General features: G+C 65.6%; 18 protein-coding genes and 1 pseudogene. 8 read left to right on the forward strand and 11 right to left on the reverse strand.

The genetic code is table 11. The features are described from left to right. Positions 1-78 precede the first annotated feature (78 nt). The 4 genes and pseudogenes from AAHB08_RS20025 to AAHB08_RS20040 all read left to right on the forward strand — a co-directional run. Positions 79-381 (forward strand): annotated as a pseudogene (locus AAHB08_RS20025) (hypothetical protein); the annotation flags it as partial. A gap of 273 nt (positions 382-654) precedes the next feature. Then, the gene (locus AAHB08_RS20030) at positions 655-2,172 is read left to right on the forward strand and encodes an efflux RND transporter periplasmic adaptor subunit (protein ID WP_342059886.1); all 1,518 of its coding nucleotides are present in this window, start codon (positions 655-657) and stop codon (positions 2,170-2,172) included. 73 nt (positions 2,173-2,245) lie between these two features. Further along, on the forward strand, positions 2,246-5,374 hold the full coding sequence (locus tag AAHB08_RS20035; protein WP_342059887.1) for an efflux RND transporter permease subunit: 3,129 nt from the start codon (positions 2,246-2,248) through the stop codon (positions 5,372-5,374). Positions 5,375-5,415: 41 nt separating this feature from the next. Continuing rightward, a complete protein-coding gene (locus AAHB08_RS20040; protein WP_342059888.1) occupies positions 5,416-5,772 on the forward strand; it encodes a copper-binding protein in 357 nt (118 codons plus the stop codon). Positions 5,773-5,842: 70 nt separating this feature from the next. Here the strand turns inward: AAHB08_RS20040 and AAHB08_RS20045 are convergent, their stop codons facing one another. Further along, the gene (locus AAHB08_RS20045; protein ID WP_342059889.1) at positions 5,843-7,537 is read right to left on the reverse strand and encodes a pyridoxal phosphate-dependent decarboxylase family protein; all 1,695 of its coding nucleotides are present in this window, start codon (positions 7,535-7,537) and stop codon (positions 5,843-5,845) included. 173 nt (positions 7,538-7,710) lie between these two features. Then, the gene (locus tag AAHB08_RS20050) at positions 7,711-8,727 is read right to left on the reverse strand and encodes a lipoate--protein ligase A (RefSeq protein ID WP_342059904.1); all 1,017 of its coding nucleotides are present in this window, start codon (positions 8,725-8,727) and stop codon (positions 7,711-7,713) included. A 409-nt stretch (positions 8,728-9,136) separates the two neighbouring features. Here AAHB08_RS20050 and AAHB08_RS20055 point away from each other — a divergent pair, with 409 nt between their 5' ends. Beyond that, positions 9,137-11,593 (forward strand): diguanylate cyclase domain-containing protein, encoded by a 2,457-nt coding sequence (locus tag AAHB08_RS20055; protein ID WP_342059890.1) that lies wholly within the window; start codon positions 9,137-9,139, stop codon positions 11,591-11,593. Here the strand turns inward: AAHB08_RS20055 and AAHB08_RS20060 are convergent. From AAHB08_RS20060 to AAHB08_RS20100, 9 genes are all read right to left on the reverse strand, one after another. Next, positions 11,590-12,789 (reverse strand): ABC transporter permease, encoded by a 1,200-nt coding sequence (locus AAHB08_RS20060; RefSeq protein ID WP_342059891.1) that lies wholly within the window; start codon positions 12,787-12,789, stop codon positions 11,590-11,592. The genes AAHB08_RS20055 and AAHB08_RS20060 overlap by 4 nt on opposite strands. Then, complete coding sequence (locus AAHB08_RS20065) at positions 12,789-14,003, reverse strand: ABC transporter permease (protein ID WP_342059892.1); 1,215 nt, start codon at positions 14,001-14,003, stop codon at positions 12,789-12,791. The genes AAHB08_RS20060 and AAHB08_RS20065 overlap by 1 nt, the downstream gene beginning before the upstream one ends. Next, a complete protein-coding gene (locus AAHB08_RS20070; protein ID WP_342059893.1) occupies positions 14,004-14,693 on the reverse strand; it encodes an ABC transporter ATP-binding protein in 690 nt (229 codons plus the stop codon). Continuing rightward, the gene (locus AAHB08_RS20075) at positions 14,686-15,825 is read right to left on the reverse strand and encodes an efflux RND transporter periplasmic adaptor subunit (RefSeq protein WP_342059894.1); all 1,140 of its coding nucleotides are present in this window, start codon (positions 15,823-15,825) and stop codon (positions 14,686-14,688) included. The genes AAHB08_RS20070 and AAHB08_RS20075 overlap by 8 nt, the downstream gene beginning before the upstream one ends. Positions 15,826-15,904: 79 nt before the next feature. After that, positions 15,905-19,057: an efflux RND transporter permease subunit gene (locus AAHB08_RS20080; protein ID WP_342059895.1), complete on the reverse strand. Its 3,153-nt coding sequence runs from the start codon at positions 19,055-19,057 to the stop codon at positions 15,905-15,907. Next, positions 19,050-20,105, reverse strand: coding sequence for an efflux RND transporter periplasmic adaptor subunit (locus AAHB08_RS20085; protein WP_342059905.1), 1,056 nt, complete (start codon positions 20,103-20,105; stop codon positions 19,050-19,052). The genes AAHB08_RS20080 and AAHB08_RS20085 overlap by 8 nt, the downstream gene beginning before the upstream one ends. Positions 20,106-20,146: 41 nt before the next feature. Next, on the reverse strand, positions 20,147-20,593 hold the full coding sequence (locus tag AAHB08_RS20090) for a YeeE/YedE family protein (RefSeq protein ID WP_342059896.1): 447 nt from the start codon (positions 20,591-20,593) through the stop codon (positions 20,147-20,149). 13 nt (positions 20,594-20,606) lie between these two features. Then, a complete protein-coding gene (locus AAHB08_RS20095) occupies positions 20,607-21,020 on the reverse strand; it encodes a YeeE/YedE family protein (protein WP_319916542.1) in 414 nt (137 codons plus the stop codon). Next, positions 21,020-21,334 carry an ArsR/SmtB family transcription factor gene (locus tag AAHB08_RS20100; RefSeq protein WP_342059897.1) on the reverse strand — a complete coding sequence of 105 codons (315 nt, stop codon included), beginning with the start codon at positions 21,332-21,334 and terminating at the stop codon, positions 21,020-21,022. The genes AAHB08_RS20095 and AAHB08_RS20100 overlap by 1 nt, the downstream gene beginning before the upstream one ends. A 91-nt stretch (positions 21,335-21,425) precedes the next feature. Between AAHB08_RS20100 and AAHB08_RS20105 the strand changes: the two genes are divergently transcribed. From AAHB08_RS20105 to AAHB08_RS20115, 3 genes are all read left to right on the forward strand, one after another. Then, on the forward strand, positions 21,426-21,611 hold the full coding sequence (locus AAHB08_RS20105) for a YgaP family membrane protein (protein ID WP_043132505.1): 186 nt from the start codon (positions 21,426-21,428) through the stop codon (positions 21,609-21,611). 365 nt (positions 21,612-21,976) lie between these two features. Beyond that, a complete protein-coding gene (locus tag AAHB08_RS20110) occupies positions 21,977-22,342 on the forward strand; it encodes a hypothetical protein (protein ID WP_247625899.1) in 366 nt (121 codons plus the stop codon). 222 nt (positions 22,343-22,564) lie between these two features. Then, on the forward strand, positions 22,565-23,293 hold the full coding sequence (locus tag AAHB08_RS20115) for an MgtC/SapB family protein (protein ID WP_139436338.1): 729 nt from the start codon (positions 22,565-22,567) through the stop codon (positions 23,291-23,293). Positions 23,294-23,311 lie beyond the last annotated feature (18 nt).

The following is a 23,311-nucleotide window of genomic DNA, read 5'->3' on the forward strand; positions in this document are numbered from 1 at the left end:
CCCCCTCCCGCCCCCGGCCGGCGGGGCGGGGGGGGGTGGCCGCCCCCCCCCCCCCCCCCCCCCCCCATGACCGGGGCCGCCACCATGCCTGCGGCCATGCAGGGGCTCTCCTGCCACGACGGCAGTGATGGCTACGCTGCCGCCGACCCCAATCAGGACGAGTGCCAGATGCACGGCGGCCTCACCTCGCCCATGGGGGCCGGGCTGCCGCTGCTGGCCGCCCTGCTGACCCTGCTCGCCCTGCCCCTGTTGCTGCTGCCCCTCGGGACGGCGAGCAGCGTGCTGGACAACTGGTTGCGGGATCCCTTCCTGCGATCCCGCGGTACCCACCCTCCCTCCTGGCCGCGCCGGCACCTGATGCTGTCGGTGCTGCGCCACTAGAAAGCCCTTCTCTCGCGGCGGCGGCAAGCCTCGGCCTGCCCGTTTTCTGCCGCCTTGCCTGACCCTGTGCCCTGGCCAAACCGGCCCGCTCGCAGGGAGCCGTGCGCGCTGACACAGCTGCGCCCCGTTTGCCGCCCGTGATGCCTTACCCATCACCCACTCGGCGGCCTGACAGAAGAGAAGAGATACCATGTCATCCACCCCAGTTACCCGGTCTGCCAGCGCGCGGCCGTGCCAGCCGCCCCTTCGCCTCCCGCGCGCCGGAGGCTTGTCATGAACAAGACACTGTTGATGTCCGCCCTGCTGCTGGCCCTTGGCGCCGGTGGCGGCTACTGGGTCGCCAGCCACCTGCCTGGCGATGGCGCCAGCGCCGAGAAGACCCCGCTCTACTGGGTCAACCCCATGGATCCCCGCGACAAGCGCGATGGCCCCGCCAAGGACAACATGGGGATGGACTTCATTCCCGTCTATGAGGAGCAAAAAAGCGGCTCCCCCGGCACCGTCACCATCAGCCCCGAGATCCAGCAGAACCTGGGGGTGCGGCTCGCCAAGGTCGAAAAGCTGCCCATCCACCAGCAGATCGAGACGGTGGGCTATGTCGGCTATGACGAGGACAGGCTGGAGGCGGTCAACGCCCGCATGGCAGGCTGGATCCGCACCCTCGCCATCAAGAGCGAGGGGCAGCAGGTGAGCAAGGGGAGCCTGATTTACGAGCTCTACGCCCCGGATCTGGTCAACGCCCAGCACGAGTATCTGCTGGCGCTCAACACGGCCAACCCCCTGCTGCTGCGCGCCGCCGAGGGCAAGCTCAAGTCCCTGCAGGTGCCGGCGGATCAGATAGCGGCCCTCAAGCGCACCCGCCAGGTGCAGGAGACGGTGCGCATCTATGCCCCCAGCAGCGGTTATGTCTCCGAGTTGAAGGTGCGCGAGGGCCAGTATGTGGAGCCCGCCGCGGCACTGTTCAACATCAGCACCCTCAAGCAGGTGTGGGTGAGCGCCGAGGTGTTCGAGCGACAGGCGGCCCAGCTGAAGGTGGGGGATCCGGTCACCATGACCCTGGACTATGCCCCCGGCCGCCACTGGCAAGGCAGGGTCGATTACCTCTACCCGACCCTGGATGCCGCCACCCGCACCCTCAAGGTACGGCTGCGCTTCGCCAACCCGGACGAGTTCCTGAAACCCAATATGTTCGCCAAGGTGAGCATTCGCACCGGGCAGGGGGAACCCCGGCTGGTGGTGCCGAGCGAAGCGGTGATCCGCACCGGCAGCCAGGACAGGCTGGTGCTGGCGCTGGGGGATGGCAGCTTCAAGTCGGTCGCCGTCACCCTGGGCCCCCAGTTTGGCGACAAGGTGGCCATCAGGGAGGGAGTTGAAGCGGGGGACAGCATCGTCAGCTCGGCCCAGTTCCTGCTCGACTCGGAATCGGCCATCGATTCTGACTTCCAGCGCATGACGGCGGTGCGCCCGGCCCAGGTGTGGACCCAGGGCGAGGTTGAAAGCATCGATCTGGCCAACCGTACCCTGATGGTCTCCCACCAACCCATCCCCGAGTGGCAGTGGCCCGCCATGGAGATGGAGTTCACCGTGGCGGACGGGGTGGACATCAGCAAGCTGGCCGAGGGGCAGACTCTCCATCTGCAGGTGTTGCAGGAGGGGGATGAGTACCGCATCACCAGCATCCATCAGGAGAGTGCTCCGGCCAGCGCTGATGCGCCGGCAAAGGATGAGATGGAAGGCATGGACCATAGCCAGCATCAGATGGCGATGCCCGAGATGGAGAAGAAGTCATGACCCCCTCCATCATTCGCGGCTTTGCCAACAACCGCTCTTCACTTTCTGCGCCCCATGAGAAAGGAGTCCAATCATGATTCCTGCCATCATTCGCTGGTCCGTCGGCAACCGCTTTCTGGTGCTGCTGTTGACCGTCATGCTCACCGCCTGGGGGCTCTGGTCGGTGAAGCAGACCCCGGTGGACGCCCTGCCGGATCTCTCCGACGTCCAGGTGATCATCAAGACATCCTATCCGGGCCAAGCGCCCCAGGTGGTGGAGGATCAGGTCACCTACCCGCTCACCACCGCCATGCTGGCGGTGCCGGGGGCCACCACAGTGCGCGGCTACTCCTTCTTCGGCGACTCCTTCGTCTATGTGCTGTTTGACGACAACACCGACCTCTACTGGGCCCGTGCCCGGGTGCTGGAGTATTTGAGCCAGGTGGCCCCCAATCTGCCCGCCTCTGCCCGCCCCCAGCTCGGCCCCGATGCCACCGGGGTGGGCTGGGTCTACCAGTACGCTCTGGTGGACAGAACCGGCAAGCATGACCTCAGCGAGCTCACCTCCCTGCAGAACTGGTTGCTCAAGTTCGAGCTGCAGACGGTGGACGGCGTCTCCGAGGTCGCCACCGTGGGCGGCATGGTGCGCCAGTATCAGGTCCGGGTCGACCCGGACAAGCTGCGCGCCTACGGCATCCCGCTCTCCCTCATCGAGACCGCCATCCAGCAGGGCAACCAGGAGACCGGCGCCTCCGTCATCGAGATGGCGGAAGCGGAGTACATGGTGCGCTCGAACGGCTACCTCAAGAGCGTGGAGGATCTGAAGCAGATCCCCCTCGGCACCAATGTGCGCGGTGCCCCGCTGCTGCTGGGTGACGTGGCGGATGTGGTCACCGGCCCCCAGAGTCGACGCGGCGTCGCCGAGCTCAACGGCGAAGGGGAAGTGGTCGGTGGCATCATCGTCATGCGTTTCGGCGAGAACGCCCAGCACACCATAGACGGGGTCAAGAAACGGCTCGCAGAGCTGAAAAGCAGCCTGCCGGAGGGGGTAGAGATCGTCACCGTGTACGATCGATCCGACCTTATCCAGCGCGCCATCGACAACCTCTCCGGCAAGCTGGTGGAGGAGTTCGCGGTGGTGGTGCTGGTCTGCCTCGCCTTCCTGTTCCACCTGCGATCGTCGTTGGTGGTGGTCATCACCTTGCCCATCGCTATTCTGGTGGCCTTTATCGTGATGCACCTGCAGGGGATCAACGCCAACATCATGTCGCTGGGCGGCATCGCCATCGCCATCGGCGCCATGGTGGATGGCGCCATCGTGATGATCGAGAACGTCCACAAGCATATGGAGCGGGAGGCGCTCACCGACAAGAACCGCTGGCGCATCATCACCGAGGCGAGCATAGAGGTGGGGCCCGCCATCTTCTTCTCCCTGCTCATCATCACCATCAGCTTCCTGCCGGTGTTCGCGCTGGAGGCGCAGGAGGGGCGGATGTTCCACCCCCTCGCCTACACCAAGACCTACGCCATGGCCGCCGCGGCCGCACTCGCCATCACGCTGGTGCCGGTGATCATGGGCTACTTCATCCGCGGCAAGGTGCTGGCGGAGCAGGCCAATCCGCTGAACCGCTGGTTGAGCCAGGGCTATGTGCCGCTGCTCAAGGCCGTGCTGGCCCGTCCGAAAACCACGCTGATGCTGGCGGCGGTGGTGACGGTGGCGGGCTTCTGGCCACTCAAGTACCTGGGCTCCGAGTTCATACCGCCGCTCGATGAGGGGGACATCATGTACATGCCCACCACCGCGGCCAATATCTCGGTGGGCAAGGCGCGGGAGATCCTGCAGCAGACCGACAAGCTCATTCGTACCGTGCCCGAGGTGCAGAACGTGTTCGGCAAGGCGGGGCGCGCCGAATCGGCCACCGATCCTGCGGATCTGGTGATGATGGAGACCAGCATCCAGCTCAAGCCCCGGGATCAGTGGCGCCCCGGCATGACCCCGGAGAAGCTCAAAGAAGAGCTCGACTCCCTCATCCGCTTCCCCGGCCTCACCAACGCCTGGGTGCCCCCCATCAAGACCCGCATCGACATGCTGGCCACCGGCATCAAGACCCCGGTCGGCATCAAGATAGCGGGGCCCGATCTCAAGGTCATTCAGGGGCTCGGCCAGCAGCTGGAGCAGATCGTCGGCGAGGTGGAGGGCGCCTCATCGGTCTACGCCGAGCGGGTGGCCGGCGGCCGCTACGTCAAGGTGGATATCGACCGGCTCAAGGCAGCGCGCTATGGCCTCAACATCGCCGATGTGCAGGCGGTGCTCGCCACCGCGGTGGGCGGCATGGAGGTGGGCCAGACCATAGAGGGGCGCGAGCGCTACCCCATCAACCTGCGCTACCCCCAGAGCTATCGCGACTCGGTAGCCAGCCTGGAGCTGCTGCCGCTGGTGACCCCAAGCGGCGCGCGCATCGCCCTGGCGGACGTGGCCCGGGTCTATATCAGCGACGAGGCGCCCATGCTGCGCAGCGAAAATGCGCGCCTCAACGGCTGGGTCTACGTCGACATTCGCGGCCGCGACATCGGCTCCTTTGTGGCAGAGGCCAAGGCCGAGGTGGACAAGCAGCTGGCGCTGCCGGCGGGCTATGCCCTCACCTGGTCCGGCCAATACGAATACATGGAGCGGGCCAAGGCGCGCCTCGCCTACGTGGTGCCATTGACCGTCGCCATTATCGTGTTGCTGCTCTATCTGGCGTTTCGCCGCTTCCAGGAGGTGCTGCTCATTCTCACTACCTTGCCGCTGGCGGTGGTGGGCGGGATCTGGACCCTCTGGCTGCTCGACTTCAACCTATCTGTGGCGGTGGGGGTGGGCTTTATCGCCCTGGCCGGGGTGGCGGTGGAGACAGGCGTCCTGATGCTGGTCTACCTCAACCACGCCTGGGATGACCTGGTGGCGAGCGGCAAACCGGACAAGGCAGGCCTGCACCAGGCAGTGATCCACGGCGCCGCCCTGCGCCTGCGCCCCAAGATGATGACGGTGGTGACCATCATCGCCGGCCTGTTGCCCATCATGTGGAGCCACGGCACCGGCTCCGAGGTGATGCAGCGTATCGCCGCCCCCATGATCGGCGGCATGGTGAGCGCCCTGGTGCTGACCCTGCTGGTGCTGCCCGCCGCCTTCTATCTGTGGAAACGCCGTGCCCTGGACCAAAGCGTGAATGAACAGGCCGAATAACCCTGATGCACAACCAAATCAACGACGTTAAGGAAAATCAGATGAACTACAAGACACTCACTTTGACCCTGCTGCTCGGCCTTGGCGCCATGCAGGCACAGGCCGAGATGATCATGAACCACGAGGGGCACGACATGTCCCAGATGGAGGGGATGACCATGGCGGAGGCGGGCGACGTGACCATGACCCGCGGCATCATCAGCCGCATCGACGCACCCAACGGCAAGGTGGGGATCAAGCACGAGGCCATCGCCAACCTCAAGATGCCGGCCATGACCATGGTCTTTCGGGTGGCCGATCCGGCCCTGCTGGAGGAGCTCAAGGTGGGGGATGCGGTGCGCTTCCACGCCGAGAACCCGGCGGGCAAGCTGACGGTGACGCAACTGCAGAAGCAGTGAACGCTGGCCACGGTAATAAAACAACGGCGGGATAATCCCGCCGTTGTTTTATCTGCGATCTCGACCGGATTCAGCCGCGAATATGGTCGATAAAGGCGTCGATCTGCTCGCGGGTGCAGGCGGGGTTCATAAAGACCGCCTTCTCCCCGGCGATATAGGAGTACTTGCCGCGCGCGTCGTACTCCGAGTGCGCCACCGCCTCTACCCAGTTGGTATAGAGCCCCACCTTGCCGCGCTGCTTGAACAGGTTGCGGTGGTATTCGGTGTTGCGGGCCAGCCGCGCCCTGTAGGCCGCGTCCGGGCTGCGGGCCAGCTCGAAGGCGAACTCGGCTTCCGGGTCGCTCACCCACTCGGGGTTGTAGATCTTGAAGCCCACGCTCGGCCCCTGGTTCTCCTGGGCCACCAGCTTGACGTTGCCGAGCTGGCTCAGGCGGAAGCGGAAGTAGTTGGCATTCTGCAGGCAGTGAGCCAGCACGGTGCGATAGCCCTCCACCCCCAGGTAGTTGAGGGCGGCATAGGCGCCGAACAGGCCGCTCGCCCCGCGGGAGCACTCTATGGTGGACTGCAGGTGGGTCTGGCCCTGAATGTCCCGCTCGAAGTAGGAGAAGTTCTCCGGGTCGTTCTCCATCGCCTTGAGATCCTCCTGCTCCCTGATCATCACCAGGCTGGAGGTGTAGGGCACATAGCCCCACTTCTGGAAGTCCACGGTGAAGGAGTCGGCGTATTTCAGCTCCGCAAAGCGCGCCACGTTGCGCTCTATGCCCGCCAGGGTCGCGCCGTTGATGGCGAGCGGGTTGGCGGCAAAGTCGTAGTCCAGGAAGAAGATCATCGACCAGCCGATGGCGGCGTCGACGTGGATGTGGGGCTTGACCTCCACCTCGAAGCGCTCGCACAGCCTGTCACGCAGCTCGACCACGGGTTTGACCCGGTCCACCCCGAAGGTGTCCGTGGTGCCCATGGTGAGCATGATGGTGGGCACCACATGTTTGAGGGCGAAGCAGGCGGTCAGGGTGCGCTCGAGATCGGCGAGATCGATGTCGTTGTTCTCGCCCACCTGGATGCGGATGGTCTTGTTCTCTATGTCCACCCCGAGCAGGGAGAGGTTGGTGATGTTGGAGTAGTGGCCGCCCTGGGAGTTGATGATGCGGTAGTCCTGATAGTGACCGAGCCCCTTGTGCTTGGCCTCCGGCAAGCTCTTGCGAATGCCGAGCAGGTAGCCATAGAGGTTACAGAAGGTCCCCCCCTGGGTGAAGATGCCGGTGGCGCGGGCCGGATCGTATCCCGCCAGCAGGGCAATCTGGCGCACCACCTTCTTTTCGAGCTCCTCCGCCACCCCGGCATACTCGGAGTAGACCAGGTTGGGGTTGGCGAGGATCCCCATCTGGGCGCCGTAGATGGCGGGATCCGCCGACATGGTGATGACGTTCTCGACGCTGGAGGGGTTCTCCCAGTCCTTCGACAGAGCGCCGGCAAACAGCAGCTCCGTCATGGGCTCCCCCGGGGTGCGCATCTGTGCGGGCACCGGCATGGTCTCGCAGAGATCCGCGAGGCGGGCGCGGCCATCGGGCCAGGCGTTCAGGCGCGCATCCGGCGCCAGGCCACGGGCGCGAAACTCGTTGAGGGTGGCGAAACCGGGCTCGCGAAACACCGGCCAGAGATCGGGGTTGCGGGAGAAGAAGTTGGCTTTGACGGTGGCGAAACGGGCGGAGAATTCGGGGTGGACGGCGTTGACGCCGTCATCTTTCAGATAGACAAGATCGCTCATGATAAGACCATTAGTACTGCAAATGTGCCCCGGTTATACCCCCGGGGCGGCGCAGGAGACAGCGACAATAACTAATGGCCTGCCCTACTTTTTATCATGACCACGGCAGTCGGGGGCTGACGGCCCCCCTGCGCCGGAGCCCGTGCTCCGTTTCGTGATCCGGGTCATGCCTCTCAGCGCAGGGCCGTCACCAGCCAGGCCTCCAGCTCCGCCAGCTCGTGGGCCCTGGCCGGGAACTCCCCCATCAGCGAGTGCAGCAGCGCCGCCATCGCCTCTGGCCGGTAGGGCGTCCCCACCAGGCGCTCGGCCAGGGCATCCAGGGGCGCCGGATCCAGGCTGTCGCTGAAGATCTGCGCCCGTCCTATCACCCCCTTCTCCACGTCGAAATGCAGCTCCACCCCGCCCCAGCCGAAACGCTCGTCCAGCTGATGGTTGAACGCCGGGGCATGGCCGAAGTTCCACTCCCAGCTGCGCTGGCGGGCGAAGGTCTCGGCGAAGCCGGGCAGGTCCGGCATCCGCTCGGGGGAGATATGTTCGGGCGCTACCCGCTCACCGTAGTAGTGGAAGAAGGCCTCTATGAGGGCGTCATTCACCTGCCGGTGATCTATCCCCGGCAGCAGCTCGCAGAGGTTCGCGACCCGGCTGCGCACCGAGGTGATCCCCTTGGCCGCCAGCTTCTTGGGGTCGGGGTTGAGGTAGTTGGCCAGACGGCCGAGGTCTGCGTCCAGCAGCAGGGTGCCGTGGTGAAAGCCGCGATCCTGGGTCTCCCGGTAGGCCGAACCCGACACCTTGCGATCCCCGTCCGCCGTGGCCACCAGCAGATCGTTGCGCCCCGAGGCAGAGGCCGCAATCCCCAGCCGCTTGAGGCCATCCAGCACGATGGCGGTGGAGACGCCCTTGTCATAGCCGGGCTTGCCCGCCATGAAGGTGAAGCAGCTGTTGCCGAGATCGTGGAACACGGCCCCACCGCCGCTGCTGCGCCGCGCCAGGGTCACGCCGTCCTCTTCCATTCGGCGGGTGTTGCACTCCTTCCAGGGATTCTGGGCCCGGCCTATCACCACGGTATTGGCGTTGCGCCAGAGGAACAGCACCCGCTGGGTGGGGTCCATCTGGCGGAAGATGCACTCCTCCACCGCCAGGTTGAACAGGGGATCGTGGGAGTCGGAGACGAGCAGGCGCAAGGGAGACATGGGAGGAGACATAGGGGGACCTCATTGGAAAAAGGGGAGACTACCATACCACCCTGCTCCCGGGGCGTCCTCCCCTGACCACGGCCCCAGCCACCCGCTCTGCCATCCACTATGGCTGCGATGGCCGGAGTTGACCTGAAAGCGCAGAAAAAAATTCAATCTATCAGCAACGGAGCGCCCTGCAAGCACGAAGAGGTGCATGAAATGACTCTCTTTTTCATCCACCAGGGGCCACTGCCAGGCCAGATGAGGTGCCAAAACGCCCTATTCCTCCACCCAGCGTGATGAATGACACAAAAATGAGTTTTAATAGCCCGCATTCCTTTGCTTTATGGGCTTTCCTCCCCTTGCGAAGGAGAAGAAATTGTCTGACTCTAGCCAGCAGAGCACCTCCCGAGAGAATAGCGGTATGACGGAGTCCGATGCATCCTGCCAGCCTGGCCGCTGGCTACTGTCGATATGGGTGGTGATATCCGCCCTGATCACCCCCTCCCTGCGCGCAGACGAGCACGTCATAGTGCAACTGCCATGGCAGCACCAGTTCCAGTTTGCCGGTTACTATGCCGCCATCGCCAAGGGCTTCTATCGGGATGCCGGTCTGCAGGTCAGCCTGCGCGAGGCCGGTCCCCGCACCGACGTGATCAACGAGGTGACCACGGGCCGGGCCCACTTTGGCATCGGTGGCAGCGATCTGCTGCTGGCCCGGGCCGCCGGTCGCCCCGTGGTGGTGCTCGCCGCCATGTTGCAGCACTCCCCCCTGGTGCTGCTGACCCTGGACAGACCCGATATCCGCACCCCGGCGGATCTGGCCGGCAAGCGCCTGATGCTGGAGCCGGGATCCAACGAGCTGCTGACCTATCTTCATCACTATACGCAGACCAGACAGTGGAACACCCTCCCCTACGAGCAGGGGCTGCAGGCGCTGCTGACCGGCAAGGCGGACGCCATCAGCGCCTACAGCTCCACCGAGCCCTTCGCCCTGACTCAACTGAACATCCCCTACCGAGTGTTCAATCCCCGCGACATCGGCTTTGACTTCTACGGCGACAACCTCTTTACCTCTGAGCACGAGCTCGCCACCGGGCAGGAGCGGGTCCATGCCTTCCTGCAGGCGAGCCTCAAGGGGTGGCGCTATGCCATGGACAATCCCGAGGAGATGATAGACCTCATCATGACGCAGTATCCGAGCGGGGCCGGACGCGAGCAGCTGGCGTTCGAGGCCCGCGAAACCCGGGCGCTGATGCAGCCCGACCTCATAGAGCCGGGCTACATGCAGCAGGAGCGCTGGCTGCAGATCGCCAGAACCTATCTGGATGCCGGCATGATCAAGGCGGTGCCCGACCTGGCCCCCTTCATCTACGACAGTGCCCAGGCCAGCCTGCGCCAGCAGCGGCAACTGCTCGACAGGAGCGTGGCGGTGGCCATGCTGATCACCTTCTCCCTGCTGGCCCTGCTCGGCATCTTCCTGTATCTCCATCTGCGGCTGCGCCAGGAGGCGCGGGATCGCCAGCGGCTCACCCGGGAGCTGGCCCAGCGCGAGCAGCACTATCGCTTCGTGGCGGAGAACAGCGCCGACGTCATCTGGACCATGGACACCGCCTCCTTGCGGTTTCGCTACGTCAGCCCGGCCATAGGCCCCCTCAGCGGTTACGAGCCCGACGAGCTCTTCACCATGTCCCTCAAGCAACTGCTGCCCGACGAATCCAGGCGACAGCTGCGCGAGGAGATGAGCGCCGCCCTGGCCGCCTGGCAACGGGGTGAGCAGGCCCAGACCCGCTGCGTCATCCACTCCCAGCTGCGCCACAAGGATGGGCATCTGGTGGCCATAGAGACGGTCACCACCCTGCACGGCAACACCCGGGCGCGACCGGACGCCATCCTGGGGGTGACCCGGGATATCACCGAGCGGGCGGCCCGGGAGGAGATGATGCGCCGCCTCGCCTTCCACGACCCCCTCACCGGCCTGGCCAATCGCCGCCTGCTGCAACAACGGCTGAAAGAGAGGCTGCAGCAGGCGCCCGAGCGTCCCCTGGCCCTCATCTTCATCGATCTCGACCACTTCAAGCCCATCAACGACACCTTCGGCCACGAGACCGGGGATCTGCTGCTCAAGCTGGTGGCCGAGCGCATGGGCCATTGCGTACGCGAGGAGGATCTGGTGGCGCGGCTGGGGGGCGACGAGTTCGTGATCCTGCTGCCCGATACCGGCGACGCCGCCCTGGGGGTGGCCGACAAGCTGCACCAGAGCCTGCACCATGCGTTCTTGCTCGAGCAGCAGGCGCTGCGCATCTCCAGCAGCATAGGGGTGGCCCTCTATCCGCAGCATGGCGCCGACCCCAAGACCCTGATGCACCACGCCGACCAGGCCATGTATCAGGCGAAGAACCAGGGCCGTGGCCGGGTCTGCCTGTTCACGACCGCCTGGGATCCGGCGCAGGGGGCCCTGCTGTGGCATCCCGGCCATGAGTGCGGCCATCCCCGCATCGATGCCGAGCATCACCGGCTCTTCATGCTGGCCAACCGCCTGCTGGAGCACATCAAGGATCCGGGCGAAAATCCCGAGCCGTTTCTGGAGAGTCTGGCGAGCCTGTTCGAGATGGCCCGCCAGCACTTCGCCTTCGAAGAGCAGTTGCTGGCTGAATACGACTATGGGGAGCTGGCCAGCCATCGACGGGATCACCAGAGGCTGCTGGAGAAGGCCTCCCAGCTGATGGCCGCCGCCAGGGCGGGGACGCTTGGCAACGACGAGCTGCTCAACTTCATCCTTCAGGAGCTGGTGGTCGGCCACATGAGCCAGGCGGACAGGCGCTACTTCCCCCTGTTCAAACCAGCGCCCCCCTCGCAGATGACAGAGATCGTCGCCTAGTCCCCCCGCAGGGCGACCACGGGGTCCAGGCGCACCGCCCGCAGCGCAGGGGCGACCCCGGCCAGCAGACCGACCAGGGCGCTGCACCCCAGGGCCAGCAGCAGATAGAGGGGATGGAGGCTGAGCGGCAAGCCGGCCGCCAGCAGGGCGAGCAGCAGCTTGAGCCCCCCGAGCAGGGCCAGTCCCATGGCGCCCCCCAGCAGCGCCAGCACCACGGCTTCGAGCAGGAACAACAATAGAATGCGCCGCCGTGGGCAGCCCAGCGCCATTAGCAGGCCCACCTCGGGGATCCGCTCCTGCTGGGCGATGCTCATGATGCTGAAGATGCCGACCGCCCCGATCAGCAGCGAGATGATCCCGAGCCCCCCGACCGCCAGCTTGATGATGGAGAGTATCTTGTCGAGGCTCGCCAGCATGTCCTGCTGGGAGGTGAGGGTAAAATCCTCGGCGCCGTGGCGGGCGATCAGCACCCGCCGGATCTGGGCCGTGATCTCGGCCTCACCCTGTCCGGCCCCATAGATGACGTCTATCTCCTGCAGCCCCTCCTTGTTGAACAGCGCCTGGGCGTGAGCGGCGGGCAGATAGATCATGTCGTCCAGATCGAAGCCGAGAAATTGCCCTTTGGGGGCCAGCACCCCGGCCACCCGGAAGCGGCGATCCCCGGCCCGCAGCAGACTCCCCGGCCCGTCGCCGCCGGGAAACAGCTCAGCGGCCACCTTGGCGCCCAGCACCGCATAGGCGCGGGGCATGGCACTGTCATCTGCGGGCAGAAAACGCCCCTGCACCAGGGTGAGTCGCCAGCCGGAGAGCGCCGCCGAGCCGGTGCCCAGAATGGCGGTGCTGCGGGTCAGCCCGCGGCTGCGCACCTCCCCCTGCCCCTGCACCACGGGCAGGGCGGCTTCTACTCCTGGCAATCTGGCGAGGGCATCGGCATCCTCCAGCAGCAGGGGACGGCTGCTGGAGAGAATGCCGGGCGGGCCGCCGGCGGTCTCGGTCTTGCCAGGGGTCACGGCGATCAGCCGGGTCCCGAACTGGGAGAAGCTGTCGAGCAGATAGAGCCTGAGCCCCTCGCCTATGCCGGTGAGCAGGGTCACGGAGGCGATCCCGATGGCGATGCCGAGCGCCGACAGCAGGCTGCGACTGCGCCCTGCCAGCAAGGCGCGCCAGAGCCAGAACAGCAGATCGGCGAGGCGCATCAGCCGCCGCTCCATTGCCCGCTGCGCAGGCTGCTGACCGGATCCTGCCGCGCCGCCCGGGAGGCGGGCAGCCAGCTGAAGAAGAGCCCGGTCAGCAGGGCCGCGGGTATGGTGCAGAGGGGCGCGAGCCAGGGCACCGCCGCCGGGAAGCTCGGCCAGATCAGCGCGGCGAGGGCCACCAGGGCATAGCCCAGGGCCGTGCCAAACAGGGCGCCACCGCCGCTCAGCAGCAGCGCCTCCCACAAGAACAGCTGGCGGATCTGGCGGCTGTCGGCCCCCAGCGCCTTGAGCAGGCCTATCTCGCCGGTGCGCTGGCGGGTGCTGATCAACGCCAGATTCATCATCATGATGCCGGAGACCAGCAGGCTGATGGCCCCGATACCGGCGACCGCCAGGGTGAGGGTGGCCAGAATGGTAGAAAAAGTGGCCAGCATGGCGTCGCGCCGCACCAGAGTCACATCGAGCACCCCGTGGCGCGCTTGCATCAGCTGCTCCAGCCTCGTGATCAGCGGGGGCACAGCTTGCCCGGCCAACGGCTGGATCAGCAGGCGAAACAGCCCCTCGGTGTTGAACAGCCCCATGGCGCTGCCCACCGGGATCAGCGCCGCCTCGGCCATGTCCATCCCCAGATTGCTGCTCTGGCTGGTGAAGACTCCCACCACCCGAAAGCGACGATTGTCAAAACGCAGCCACTGACCGACCGGATCGGCCTGACCGAACAGCTCACGGGCCGCCACGTCTCCGAGCAGGGCGACCGGCCTATCCTCTGTGGCCTCCCCCGGCAGCCAGCGGCCGGCGAGCAGGGTCAGCCCGTGGGTATGTCGCAAGTCGTTGCTGCTGCCAAGCAGCATGGTCTGGCGCACCCGGGCCCCCTGCTTGGCCTCGGCAAAGCCCATCACCAGCGGCACCAGCCTGAGCTGGGGCTGATGCTGGCCCAGGTAGTGCATGTCATCCAGGGTGATCTCCCGCAGGCTGTTGCCGGTCACCGGCGGCAGCCCGCCCGTGGTCTCCTTGCGGCCCGGGAACATCACCAGCAGATCCTTGCCAAGGGAGCTGAACTGCTCGGCCACATAGCGCCTCGCCCCCTCTCCCAGCGCGGTGAGCAGCAGCACCGAGGTGACGCTCAGGCTCACCGCCAGGATCAACACCAGCGCTCGCGTGCGCTGGCGCAGCAGGGCCACGGCGGCGAAGCGGAGGGCATCGGGGCGCCGCATTCAGCCCCCGCCGCTGTCGCTGCTGATGCGGCCGTCATCCATCGAGAGCCGCCTGCCCGCCCGCTCGCCGAGGCGGGGATCGTGGGTCACCACCACCAGGGTCATGCCCTGCTCCCGGTTGAGCCCCTCCAGCAGGGTGATCACCTCCTCCCCGGAGCGGGAGTCCAGATTGCCGGTGGGCTCGTCCGCCAGGATGAGGCGCGGCGCCATGGCCATGGCCCGGGCGATGGCGACCCGCTGGCGCTGACCACCGGAGAGCTCGGCGGGCCTGTGGTCGGCCCTATTGTCCAGCCTCAGCTCCTCCAGCAGGCGCTGGCTGCGACTGTGGCGCTCGGCGGGGGGGACGCCGCACAGCATCAGCGGCAGCTCGACATTTTCCCGGGCGGTGAGGCGGGAGATGAGGTGAAACGACTGGAACACGAAGCCGATGCGCTGGCCCCGCAGCCGGGCCAGCGCTGGCTCTGACAGGGTGGCCGTGTCCTCCCCTCCCAGCCAGTAGCGCCCCTCGTCTGGCCGGTCCAAGAGCCCCAGCACGTTGAGCAGGGTCGACTTGCCGGAGCCCGAGGGGCCCATCACTGCCAGATACTCCCCCTCGGCGACCCGCAGGGAGACTTGCGCGAGGGCCGCCACCTCAGCGCCCCCCAGGGTGAAGCGACGGCTGACGGCCTCGAGGCGAATGAGATCACTCATCCGTCTGCTCCTTGGCGGCGGTGAAGGGTCCCTCCCCGACTATCTGGCCGGGCTGGGCCGCCAGCCTGTCACCGGCGGCCAGCCCCTCCGCCACCTCAATCCAGTTCCAGTTCTCCACCCCCCAGCGGGGCAGCACCCGCACCAGCCGATCCCCCTCCAGCCGCAGCACGCTGCCATCGTCGGCCCGGCTGCTGGCCGCCACCCGCAGCACATCGGTGGCGCGGGTCACCTCCACCTCGAGATCGGCGCTGTAGCCGATGAGCAGGGGCACATCGCTCGGCGGGGCGGTGAGCGCCGCCTCCACCTCCACGGTACGGGCCTGCTTCTCCAGCTCCTTCACATAGGGGGCGATACGGGTGACGGTGGCGGCAAGGTCGCGCCCGGGCATGGCATCGAGCAGTACCCGGGCGCTCTGGCCCACCCTGAGGCGGGCGGCATCCACTTCATCGATGGGGGCCGAGACATAGAGGCAGCGATCGTCGATGAGATCGATGACGGGGGGCATGGCCACCCCTGGGGGTGAGGGGGTCATGTATTCGCCAAGCTTGCTGTTGACCTCCGCCACCACCCCGGCAAAGGGGGCCTGCAGACGGCGCTCGGCCAGACGGGCCTCCACCTGGGCGACCAGCGCCTCGTCCACCCGCTCCTGCTGGCGGGAGGCCCGGCAGATATAGCGGCGGGTATCGGCCAGATTCTGGGCCTGCTCCGCCAGGGTGCGGGAGGTGAGGTTCTTGGCGAGCAGGGTGGCCAGCCGGTTGGCCTCCCGCTCGTAGTAGGCGGCCTCGCTGCAGCGCTCCTCGCGCTGGGTCTTGCCGAGGGCCTGCTGGGCGCGGGCGCGGCTGAGATCGGCACGGATATCGTCGCTCCAGAGGGTCAGCAGCAGATCCCCCTGCGCCACCCTGTCCCCGGCCTTGACGGCGATCTGCGCAACCACGCCGCCACCGGGCAGACTGAGCCCGGCCCGCTGGCACGACTTGATGGTGCCGGCCCGGGTGTTGACCAGGGTCACCAGCACATCTCCCCGCCCGACCGCCACCAGCTTGACCGGCGTCCCCTGGGGTCGCCACCACCATGCCAGGGCCGCCACCGCCACCCCGGCACCCGCCGCCCACCACAGCCAGCCTCTCTTCATCGCGCATCCTTTCGCTATTGGCTCCCGCCACGTCTGGCAGGAGAGCAGGGCATCATTTCGCCTTCGCTAGTGCCTCCCGTCATGAGCGTCGGGAGAGCAGGGCATAATAGAGCAAGGGTATCACCACCAGGGTGAGCAAGGTGGAGACCAGGATCCCGAAAATCAGGCTGATGGCCAGTCCGTTGAAGATGGGATCATCGAGGATAAACAGGGCCCCGATCATCGCGGCCAGCGCCGTCAGCATGATGGGTTTGGCCCGCACCTGCGCCGCTTCGATCACCGCCTGCTCGAACGCCACTCCGGCGCGGCGCTGCTGCTCGATAAAGTCCACCAGCAGGATGCTGTTGCGCACTATGATCCCGGCCAGGGCGATCATCCCGATCATCGAGGTCGCGGTAAACTGGGCCCCCAGCAGGGCGTGGCCTGGCATCACCCCGATGAGGGTGAGCGGAATGGGAGCCATGATGATGAGCGGCACCAGATAGGAGCGGAACTGGGCCACCACCAGCAGGTAGATGAGGATCATCCCCACCCCGTAGGCGATACCCATATCGCGGAAGGTCTCGTAGGTAATCTTCCACTCCCCGTCCCACAACATCGCCACCTCTCCCAATTTATCGGGCTGCTGTACGTAATATTGGGGCAGGTCGATGTCGGCACCGGCGGCAAACATGCCGTAGAGCGGGCTGTCGGTGTGGCCGCCCATGTCGGCCACCACCATCACCATGGGCTGCATGTTCTTGTGCATGATATAGCTGGGGGCTACCTCGTCACGGCGACTCACCAGCTCGGAGACCCGCACCAACTGGCCGCTCTGGCTGCGCACCTTGAGGGCCAGTACGCCCGCCAGATCCCGTTTGTCACCGGGGGCCAGTTCGATGCGGATCGGCACCGGATACTTGGCGCCGTGCCCCTGCAGCCAGCTGGCATCCTGATAACCCACCCCGCCATTGAGGGTGTTCACAAGGTCGCCGAGATCGACCCCGAGCAGGGCCGCCTTACTGCGGTCCACCACCAGCCGCCACTTGGGCTGCGGGTCGGTCAGATAGATATCCACGTCCACCAGATCCGCCGTAGCCACAAAACGGGCCTGTACGGCGCGCGCCGCCGCTTCACGGGCGGCCGGTGTCGGGCCATACACTTCCGCGACTATGGGTGACCAGACCGGCGGGCCGGGGGGCACCTCAACGACTTTCAGGTTGCCCCCCACAGCGCTGGCGATGGCCTGCAGCGGTGCTCGGACCGACTGGGCAATCTGGTGACTGCTGCGATGGCGATCGTGTTTGTCCACCAGATTGACCTGAATATCCCCCACGTTGGCGCCGCTGCGAATGAAGTAATGACGCACCAACCCGTTGAAATTGATGGGGGCGGCGCTGCCGGCGTAGATCTGGTAATCCTTCACCTCGGGCACCTTGGCCAGTTCCCGCCCGACCGCCAGCAGAGTGCGCTCGGTCTGCTCCAGCGTCGCCCCCTTCGGCATGTCGAGCACCAGCTGGAATTCCGACTTGTTGTCGAAGGGGAGCATCTTGAGCACCACCCACTGCAACATGGGCATGGCGGCGGCGCCCGCGACCAGCAGCAGGATGGCCAGCCAGAGCTTGCGTCTGGCCCGCTTGGCGCCATCACCGATCAAGAAAGGGGTCATCAGCCGGTGAAAAAGGCCAGCCTTGGCCTCGCCGTGAGCAGCATGCACGTCCCCCTTGAGCAAATGGTTCGCCAGCCAGGGGGAGAAGATAAAGGCCACCAGCAGGGAGATAAGCATTCCCATGCTGGCATTGATGGGGATGGGGCTCATGTAGGGGCCCATCAGGCCGCTGACAAAGGCCATCGGCAGCAGGGCCGCGATCACGGTCAGGGTCGCCAGTATGGTCGGCCCACCCACCTCGTCCACTGCCCCCGGAATAAGCGCCTTGAGCGCCCCCTTGCCCAGGCCGCGATGGCGGTGGATGTTCTCCACCACGACTATGGCGTCATCCACCAGAATGCCGATGGAGAAGATCAGCGCAAACAGCGACACCCGGTTGAGGGTAAAACCCCAGGCCCAGCTGGCAAACAGGGTCAGTGCCAGGGTGATGATGATGGCAACGCCCACCACCAGCGCCTCGCGCCAACCCATGCTCACCAGCACCAGCAGCACCACCGCCGTGGTGGCAAAAATGAGCTTGCCGATGAGGGTGTTGGATTTGGTCTCGGCGGTAACGCCGTAGTCGCGGGTCACTGTTACCTCGACGCCAGCCGGGATGAGCCGGTTCTGCAAACTCTCGACCCGCGCCTCCACCCGCTTGGCCACCTCGACCGCGTTCTGGCCCGGCTGCTTGCCGATGGCCAGCGTCACCGCCGGATAACTGGCCTGCCCCAGCCCCATCCAGCTGCGCTTGGTCGGGGTCTCCTGACCTAGGGAGACCTTGGCAACCTCCCCCAGATAGACCGGCTTGCCGTCGTGCAGCCCCACCACCAGTTCTCTAGCCTCCTGCTCGCTTTGCAGGAACTGCCCAACCTGCACCTTGATCTCACTGTTGTCCTGCCAGATGGCCTGTGTCGTGCCCACCTGATTGGCGGCGGCAAGCCGCTGACTCAGCTCGCCCCAGCTGATGCCATGGGCGCTCAAGGCCGCCGGATCCGGCATCACCCGCAGCACGGCGCTCTGGCTGCCCAGCGTGTAAATATCGCGGGTACCGGGAATGCGCTTGAGTTCGGTCTCCAGCTCATGGGCGACCCGGGTCAGCTCGGGTGCCCCCAGTTGCTTGCTCCAGAGCGTGAGGCTGACGATGGGGACATCATCGATCCCCCGGGGTTTCACCAGTGGCTGACCGACCCCGATCCCCTGTGGCAGCCAGTCGCGGTGGGAGTCGAGCTGGTTGTTGAGATCGACGATGGCCTGCTCGCGGCTCACCCCCACCTTGAACACCACTACCAGCAGGGCCCCATCGGGTTGGGAAAAAGAGTAGAGGGTATCGATCCCCTTTATCTGGGAGACCACCTGCTCGGCAGGAGTAGTGACGAGGGACTCCACCTCCGCCGGCGTGGCCCCCGGGAAGGGAATGTAGACATCGGCGAAGGTGACATCGATCTGCGGCTCCTCCTCCTTGGGGGTCACCAGCACCGCAAACAGACCGAGCAGCAGCCCCACCAGCGCCAACAGCGGGGTGATGGCCGAGCCCTGAAACAGCGCAGCCAGCCGACCGGCAGGCCCCAGCCTCTCCTTGTTGCCGTTCAGCTCGCTACTCATGGGCCACCTCCTGCTGCTGCGCCCAGGCATCGGGAGCCAGCTTGTCACCGGCTTGCAGACCGGCCAGGATCTCGCACTGTCCCTCGACGCAATGGCCGACCCGTACCGGCGTCAGGGCCCAGCCAGCGGGCTGCTGCAGATAGACACCGTTGAACTCCCCTTGCCGCAGCAGGGCGCGGTCCGGCACCTGCAACACCTGACGCTCACCCTGCTTGAGCTGCACCTTGAGCCACATGCCGGGCAATACCCCGGCAGTTTGCGGCGGCAGGTCGAGGCGCAACCTGAAGGCGTGGCTCTGGCTGTCGGCATAGTTGAAGCGGGTCAGTTTGGCGGGGGTAACGGTCTTGCCATCGGGCAGCAGCACCTGCACATCCGCAGGTTGACCGGCGAGGGCGAGCGCGGATTGGGGCAATTCCACCTCCACTCGCAATTCGTCAAGGGAGAAGCCGGAGAGCAGCGGCGTACCGGGGGCCACCGTCTCCCCCAGCTCCACCAGCCGTTTGGTCACCACACCGGCGTAGGGGGCCAGAATGCGGGTATAACCGTAGGCCTCGCGGGCCTGAGTGAGGGCCGCATTGGCCGCATTCACCTCGGCGCGGGCGGCGCGATCGGAGGCCTCGGCATTATCAAGCTGGGCACGGGTGATCACCCCCTTGGCAATCAGCGCCTGAAAGCGGGCGAGCTGGCGCTCTGCCTCCACCTGCTGGGCCTGCGCCCGGGCCAGCCGCGCCTCGGCCCCCGTGACGGCGGCAAACTGCTCTTTGCCGCTGATCTCCAGCAACGGTTGCCCCGCCACCACCTCATCGTTCACATCCACCAGCATGCGGGAGACCCGGCCGCTGGTCTGGGCCGCCACCGTCCCCTGATGGATGGCGCTGACGGTACCATCCAGGGTCAGCCAGTCGGTCACCGGCTGTGGCGCCACTGTCAGCAAGGGCTCTATCTGCGGGGCCACCGACTCCCCTGCTGCGGCCAGGGCCTGGGTGGATGTCATGGCCTGCGATGTCATCACCAGCAAGGTGATCCCCAGCAACCGGATTTTTTCCATCATCACTCTCCTTCCCTGGCGTCATCAGTCACTTCACGGGATCAGGCGGTATGGGGTTGGCGAGCCTTGTTCCGTGCGTGAACCAGCACCCGGTCGACCAGCAAGATCCCGGCCACCATGGCCGCTATAAACAACATTATCATGGGCTGCCCGCTGGAAATGAGACTCAAGGCTGGCCCGGGGCAGATGCCCGCCAGCCCCCAGCCGATGCCAAACAGCGCGGCCCCGCCGATCAGGCGGCGATCCAGCCTGGGGGGGGGGACGGCGACGATGGGCTCCCCCAGCAGACTCTGGCGGCGGGGTTTCACCAGCAGAAAATAACCCGGCATAAAGACCAGCAGGGCGCCCCCCATCACGAAGGCGAGGCTGGGATCCCAGACTCCCGCCAGATCGAGAAAGGCGATGACCCGGGCCGGATCCACCATGCCGGAGATGGCCATCCCCAGCCCAAACAGCAAACCCGCGAGCAAACTTGTCAGCAATCTCATGGCAATCAACCTGTCAGAAGAGGTGGTGGGTCAGAAAGACGGTGATGACACCGGCCGCCATAAAGGTCAGGGTGGCGACGATGGAGCGCAGGGAGAGCCGCCCCATGCCGCAGATGCCGTGACCGCTGGTACAGCCATTGCCAAGGCGGGTGCCTATGCCCACCAGCAGGCCGGCCAGCAGCACGACGGGCCAGCCAGGCAGACCCGTGAAGGCGGGCATGCTGGCCCAGCCCAGGGTCAACGCCAGCCAGGCGCCCGCCCCCAGCCCCAGCAGAAACAGCCAGCGCCAGGCCTGTCTGTGTTGCAAGGCTCCGGCCAGAATGCCGCTGATCCCGGCCACCCTGCCGTTGAACAGCATCAGGATCAGGGCCGACAGCCCTGCCAGCATGCCGCCGCCCAAAGAGAGCAGCCATTGGCTTTCCATCATCAAGATTCCTTATTTTCTGAGTGACAAAAATGGATTTTCAGCGCCGCCAGCACATCGGCGGCCGCCTCGCTCACCAGCGAGTAGTAGATCTGCTGGGAGACCTTGCGCGAACGGATAAGGCCATGGCGCTTCAATACCGAAAGTTGCTGGGAGAAGGCCGACTGCCCGAGCTGGCTGTGGGTCAGCAGCTCCCCGACCCCCTTCTCCCCTTCCACCAGCTGGCAGAGCACCATCAGGCGCTCAGGGTGGGCCAACGCCTTGAGCAGGGAGGCGGCCGCCGTCGCGTGTCTGTGCATCTCGTCGAATGGGCTCATAAGCATAAATTAGCAATTACTGATATTTAGTCTATTGTATAAATCAACACTAAATTAGCAACCACTAAATAACCAGAAAGAGGAGTGACACATGACAGTCGATAACGGAGTCAGAGTGGTCGCAGGCTGCATCTTGCTGCTGTCGCTGCTGCTCACTGCCTGGGTCCACCCGGGCTTCGTCTGGCTGAGCGTCTTTGTCGGGGTCAACCTGATACAGAGTGCGTTCACCGGCTTCTGCCCCGCCGCCATGATCCTGAAGCGCATGGGCATGAAATAGCCCAGACCGGACGATGAAAACGAGGGAGCTATGGCTCCCTCGTGGTAAAACCTCATTTTGTTTCAATATGTTGCTGTCTGGGGCCCAGGGTTTACCCCGGCGGCCGTATCGGCTACCATGTCGTCTCTAATCAATAGCGGAGACCGTCGGTGGGCAACTCATCAAGTGACAGATCCACGCCGACTCCTGTCGTCGGCACCCTGGTCGCGAGCTAGCCGCAGAGTCCCTCTGCCGCAACTCGCAGCCCTGCGAGAAGCGGAAATCCACTCCCCTCTTCTCTTTATACACTTGACGTCGGGTGACTCCTGGCCAATGGCCATGGGCGCCTTGCCTGCATAGTTTCTGCTTCCCACAAGGAGGCTGCTATGCGTTTGATATCAACCCAGTCTGTATCGACTCACCCCCTGCTGAACAAGCTGGGCCTTGGCATGTTGCCGCGCTGGCTGCGGGGCAAACGGCGCCAGCACCACTACCGGCTGCAGATCCGCTGCGAGGATCGCGCCGATCTGGAGCAGGTGCTGGAGATGGTGAACCACACCCTGCAGCCGGCCGGGCTGCACCCAATGCAGTCCATGACACCGGGCCGCAGCGGCGGGCGTGAGCTGGTACTCAACCTCCAGTGCACCCCGCCCCAGCGCCGCTATCTGGTGCAGTTTGTCCATCAGGTCGGGGCAGCCCACCCGGTTCGCTGGGAACTGCGCCCTCGCGGTGGCGATCCCGGGCGCACCTGACAACACCATACTGTGTTAACCAGAGTTCAGGGGCCGGCCATGCTGGCCCCCTGAACTCTGGGGCGCGCTCTCTGCCCTATGGGGATGCACAGGGGACGCCCCGCACGCCGTGTTTCATTTTTTGCTGGCCAGCAGCGCAATCATCGCCGGGCGCTTCCGCCCTCTTGTGCGGCGTTTCATCATGGATTGCGTGCAGCCATCGCTCATCAGAAGGAGTACCCCATGAGAATGTGGCAACAATTTGATCTGCTTGCCCTGATCGACACCCTGGCCAGCCTGCTGCTCGCCTTCGTGCTCGGCAGCCTGGTCGGGCTGGAGCGCCAGTACCGCCAGCGCACCGCCGGCCTTCGCACCAACGTGCTGGTCGCCGTGGGGGCGGCCCTGTTCGTCAACCTGGCCCAGCGCATCTATGACCTGCACGGCGGCAGCTATGGGGTGGTGCACGTGGTGGCCTATATCGTCTCCGGCATCGGCTTTCTCGGCGCCGGTGTCATCATGCGCGAGTCGGGCAACATCCGCGGCATCAACACCGCCGCCACCCTCTGGGGCGTGGCGGCGGTGGGGGCGGCCAGCGGCGCCGGCTTCGCCATGGAGGCCATCCTCGGCGCCCTGTTCGTGCTGGCAGCCAACACCCTGCTGCGCCCCCTGGTCAATCAGATCAACCGTCATCCGGTGGACAATACCGACACCGAGGTGACCTACCGCGTCACGGCGCTCATCCGCCGCACTCACCAGAAAGAGGTGCTGCCCTGGCTGGAGCAGAAGCTGGAGCAGGCCAACTACCCCCTGAGCGAGCTGGATATAGAGCCCTTCGGGGAGCAGGACATCGAGATCTCGGCCGTGCTGCTCGCCACCTCCATCGATGGCGACGAGCTGGACGCCCTGATGAAGACGCTGGGGGAGCACCCCCGCATCAAGCAGATCTTCTGGCGCGCCAGCACCACGGACTGAGCCCGCAGCCCACAGCAA

The organism is Aeromonas sp. OTU364 (genome assembly GCF_038440395.1).
GTDB lineage: Bacteria > Pseudomonadota > Gammaproteobacteria > Enterobacterales > Aeromonadaceae > Aeromonas.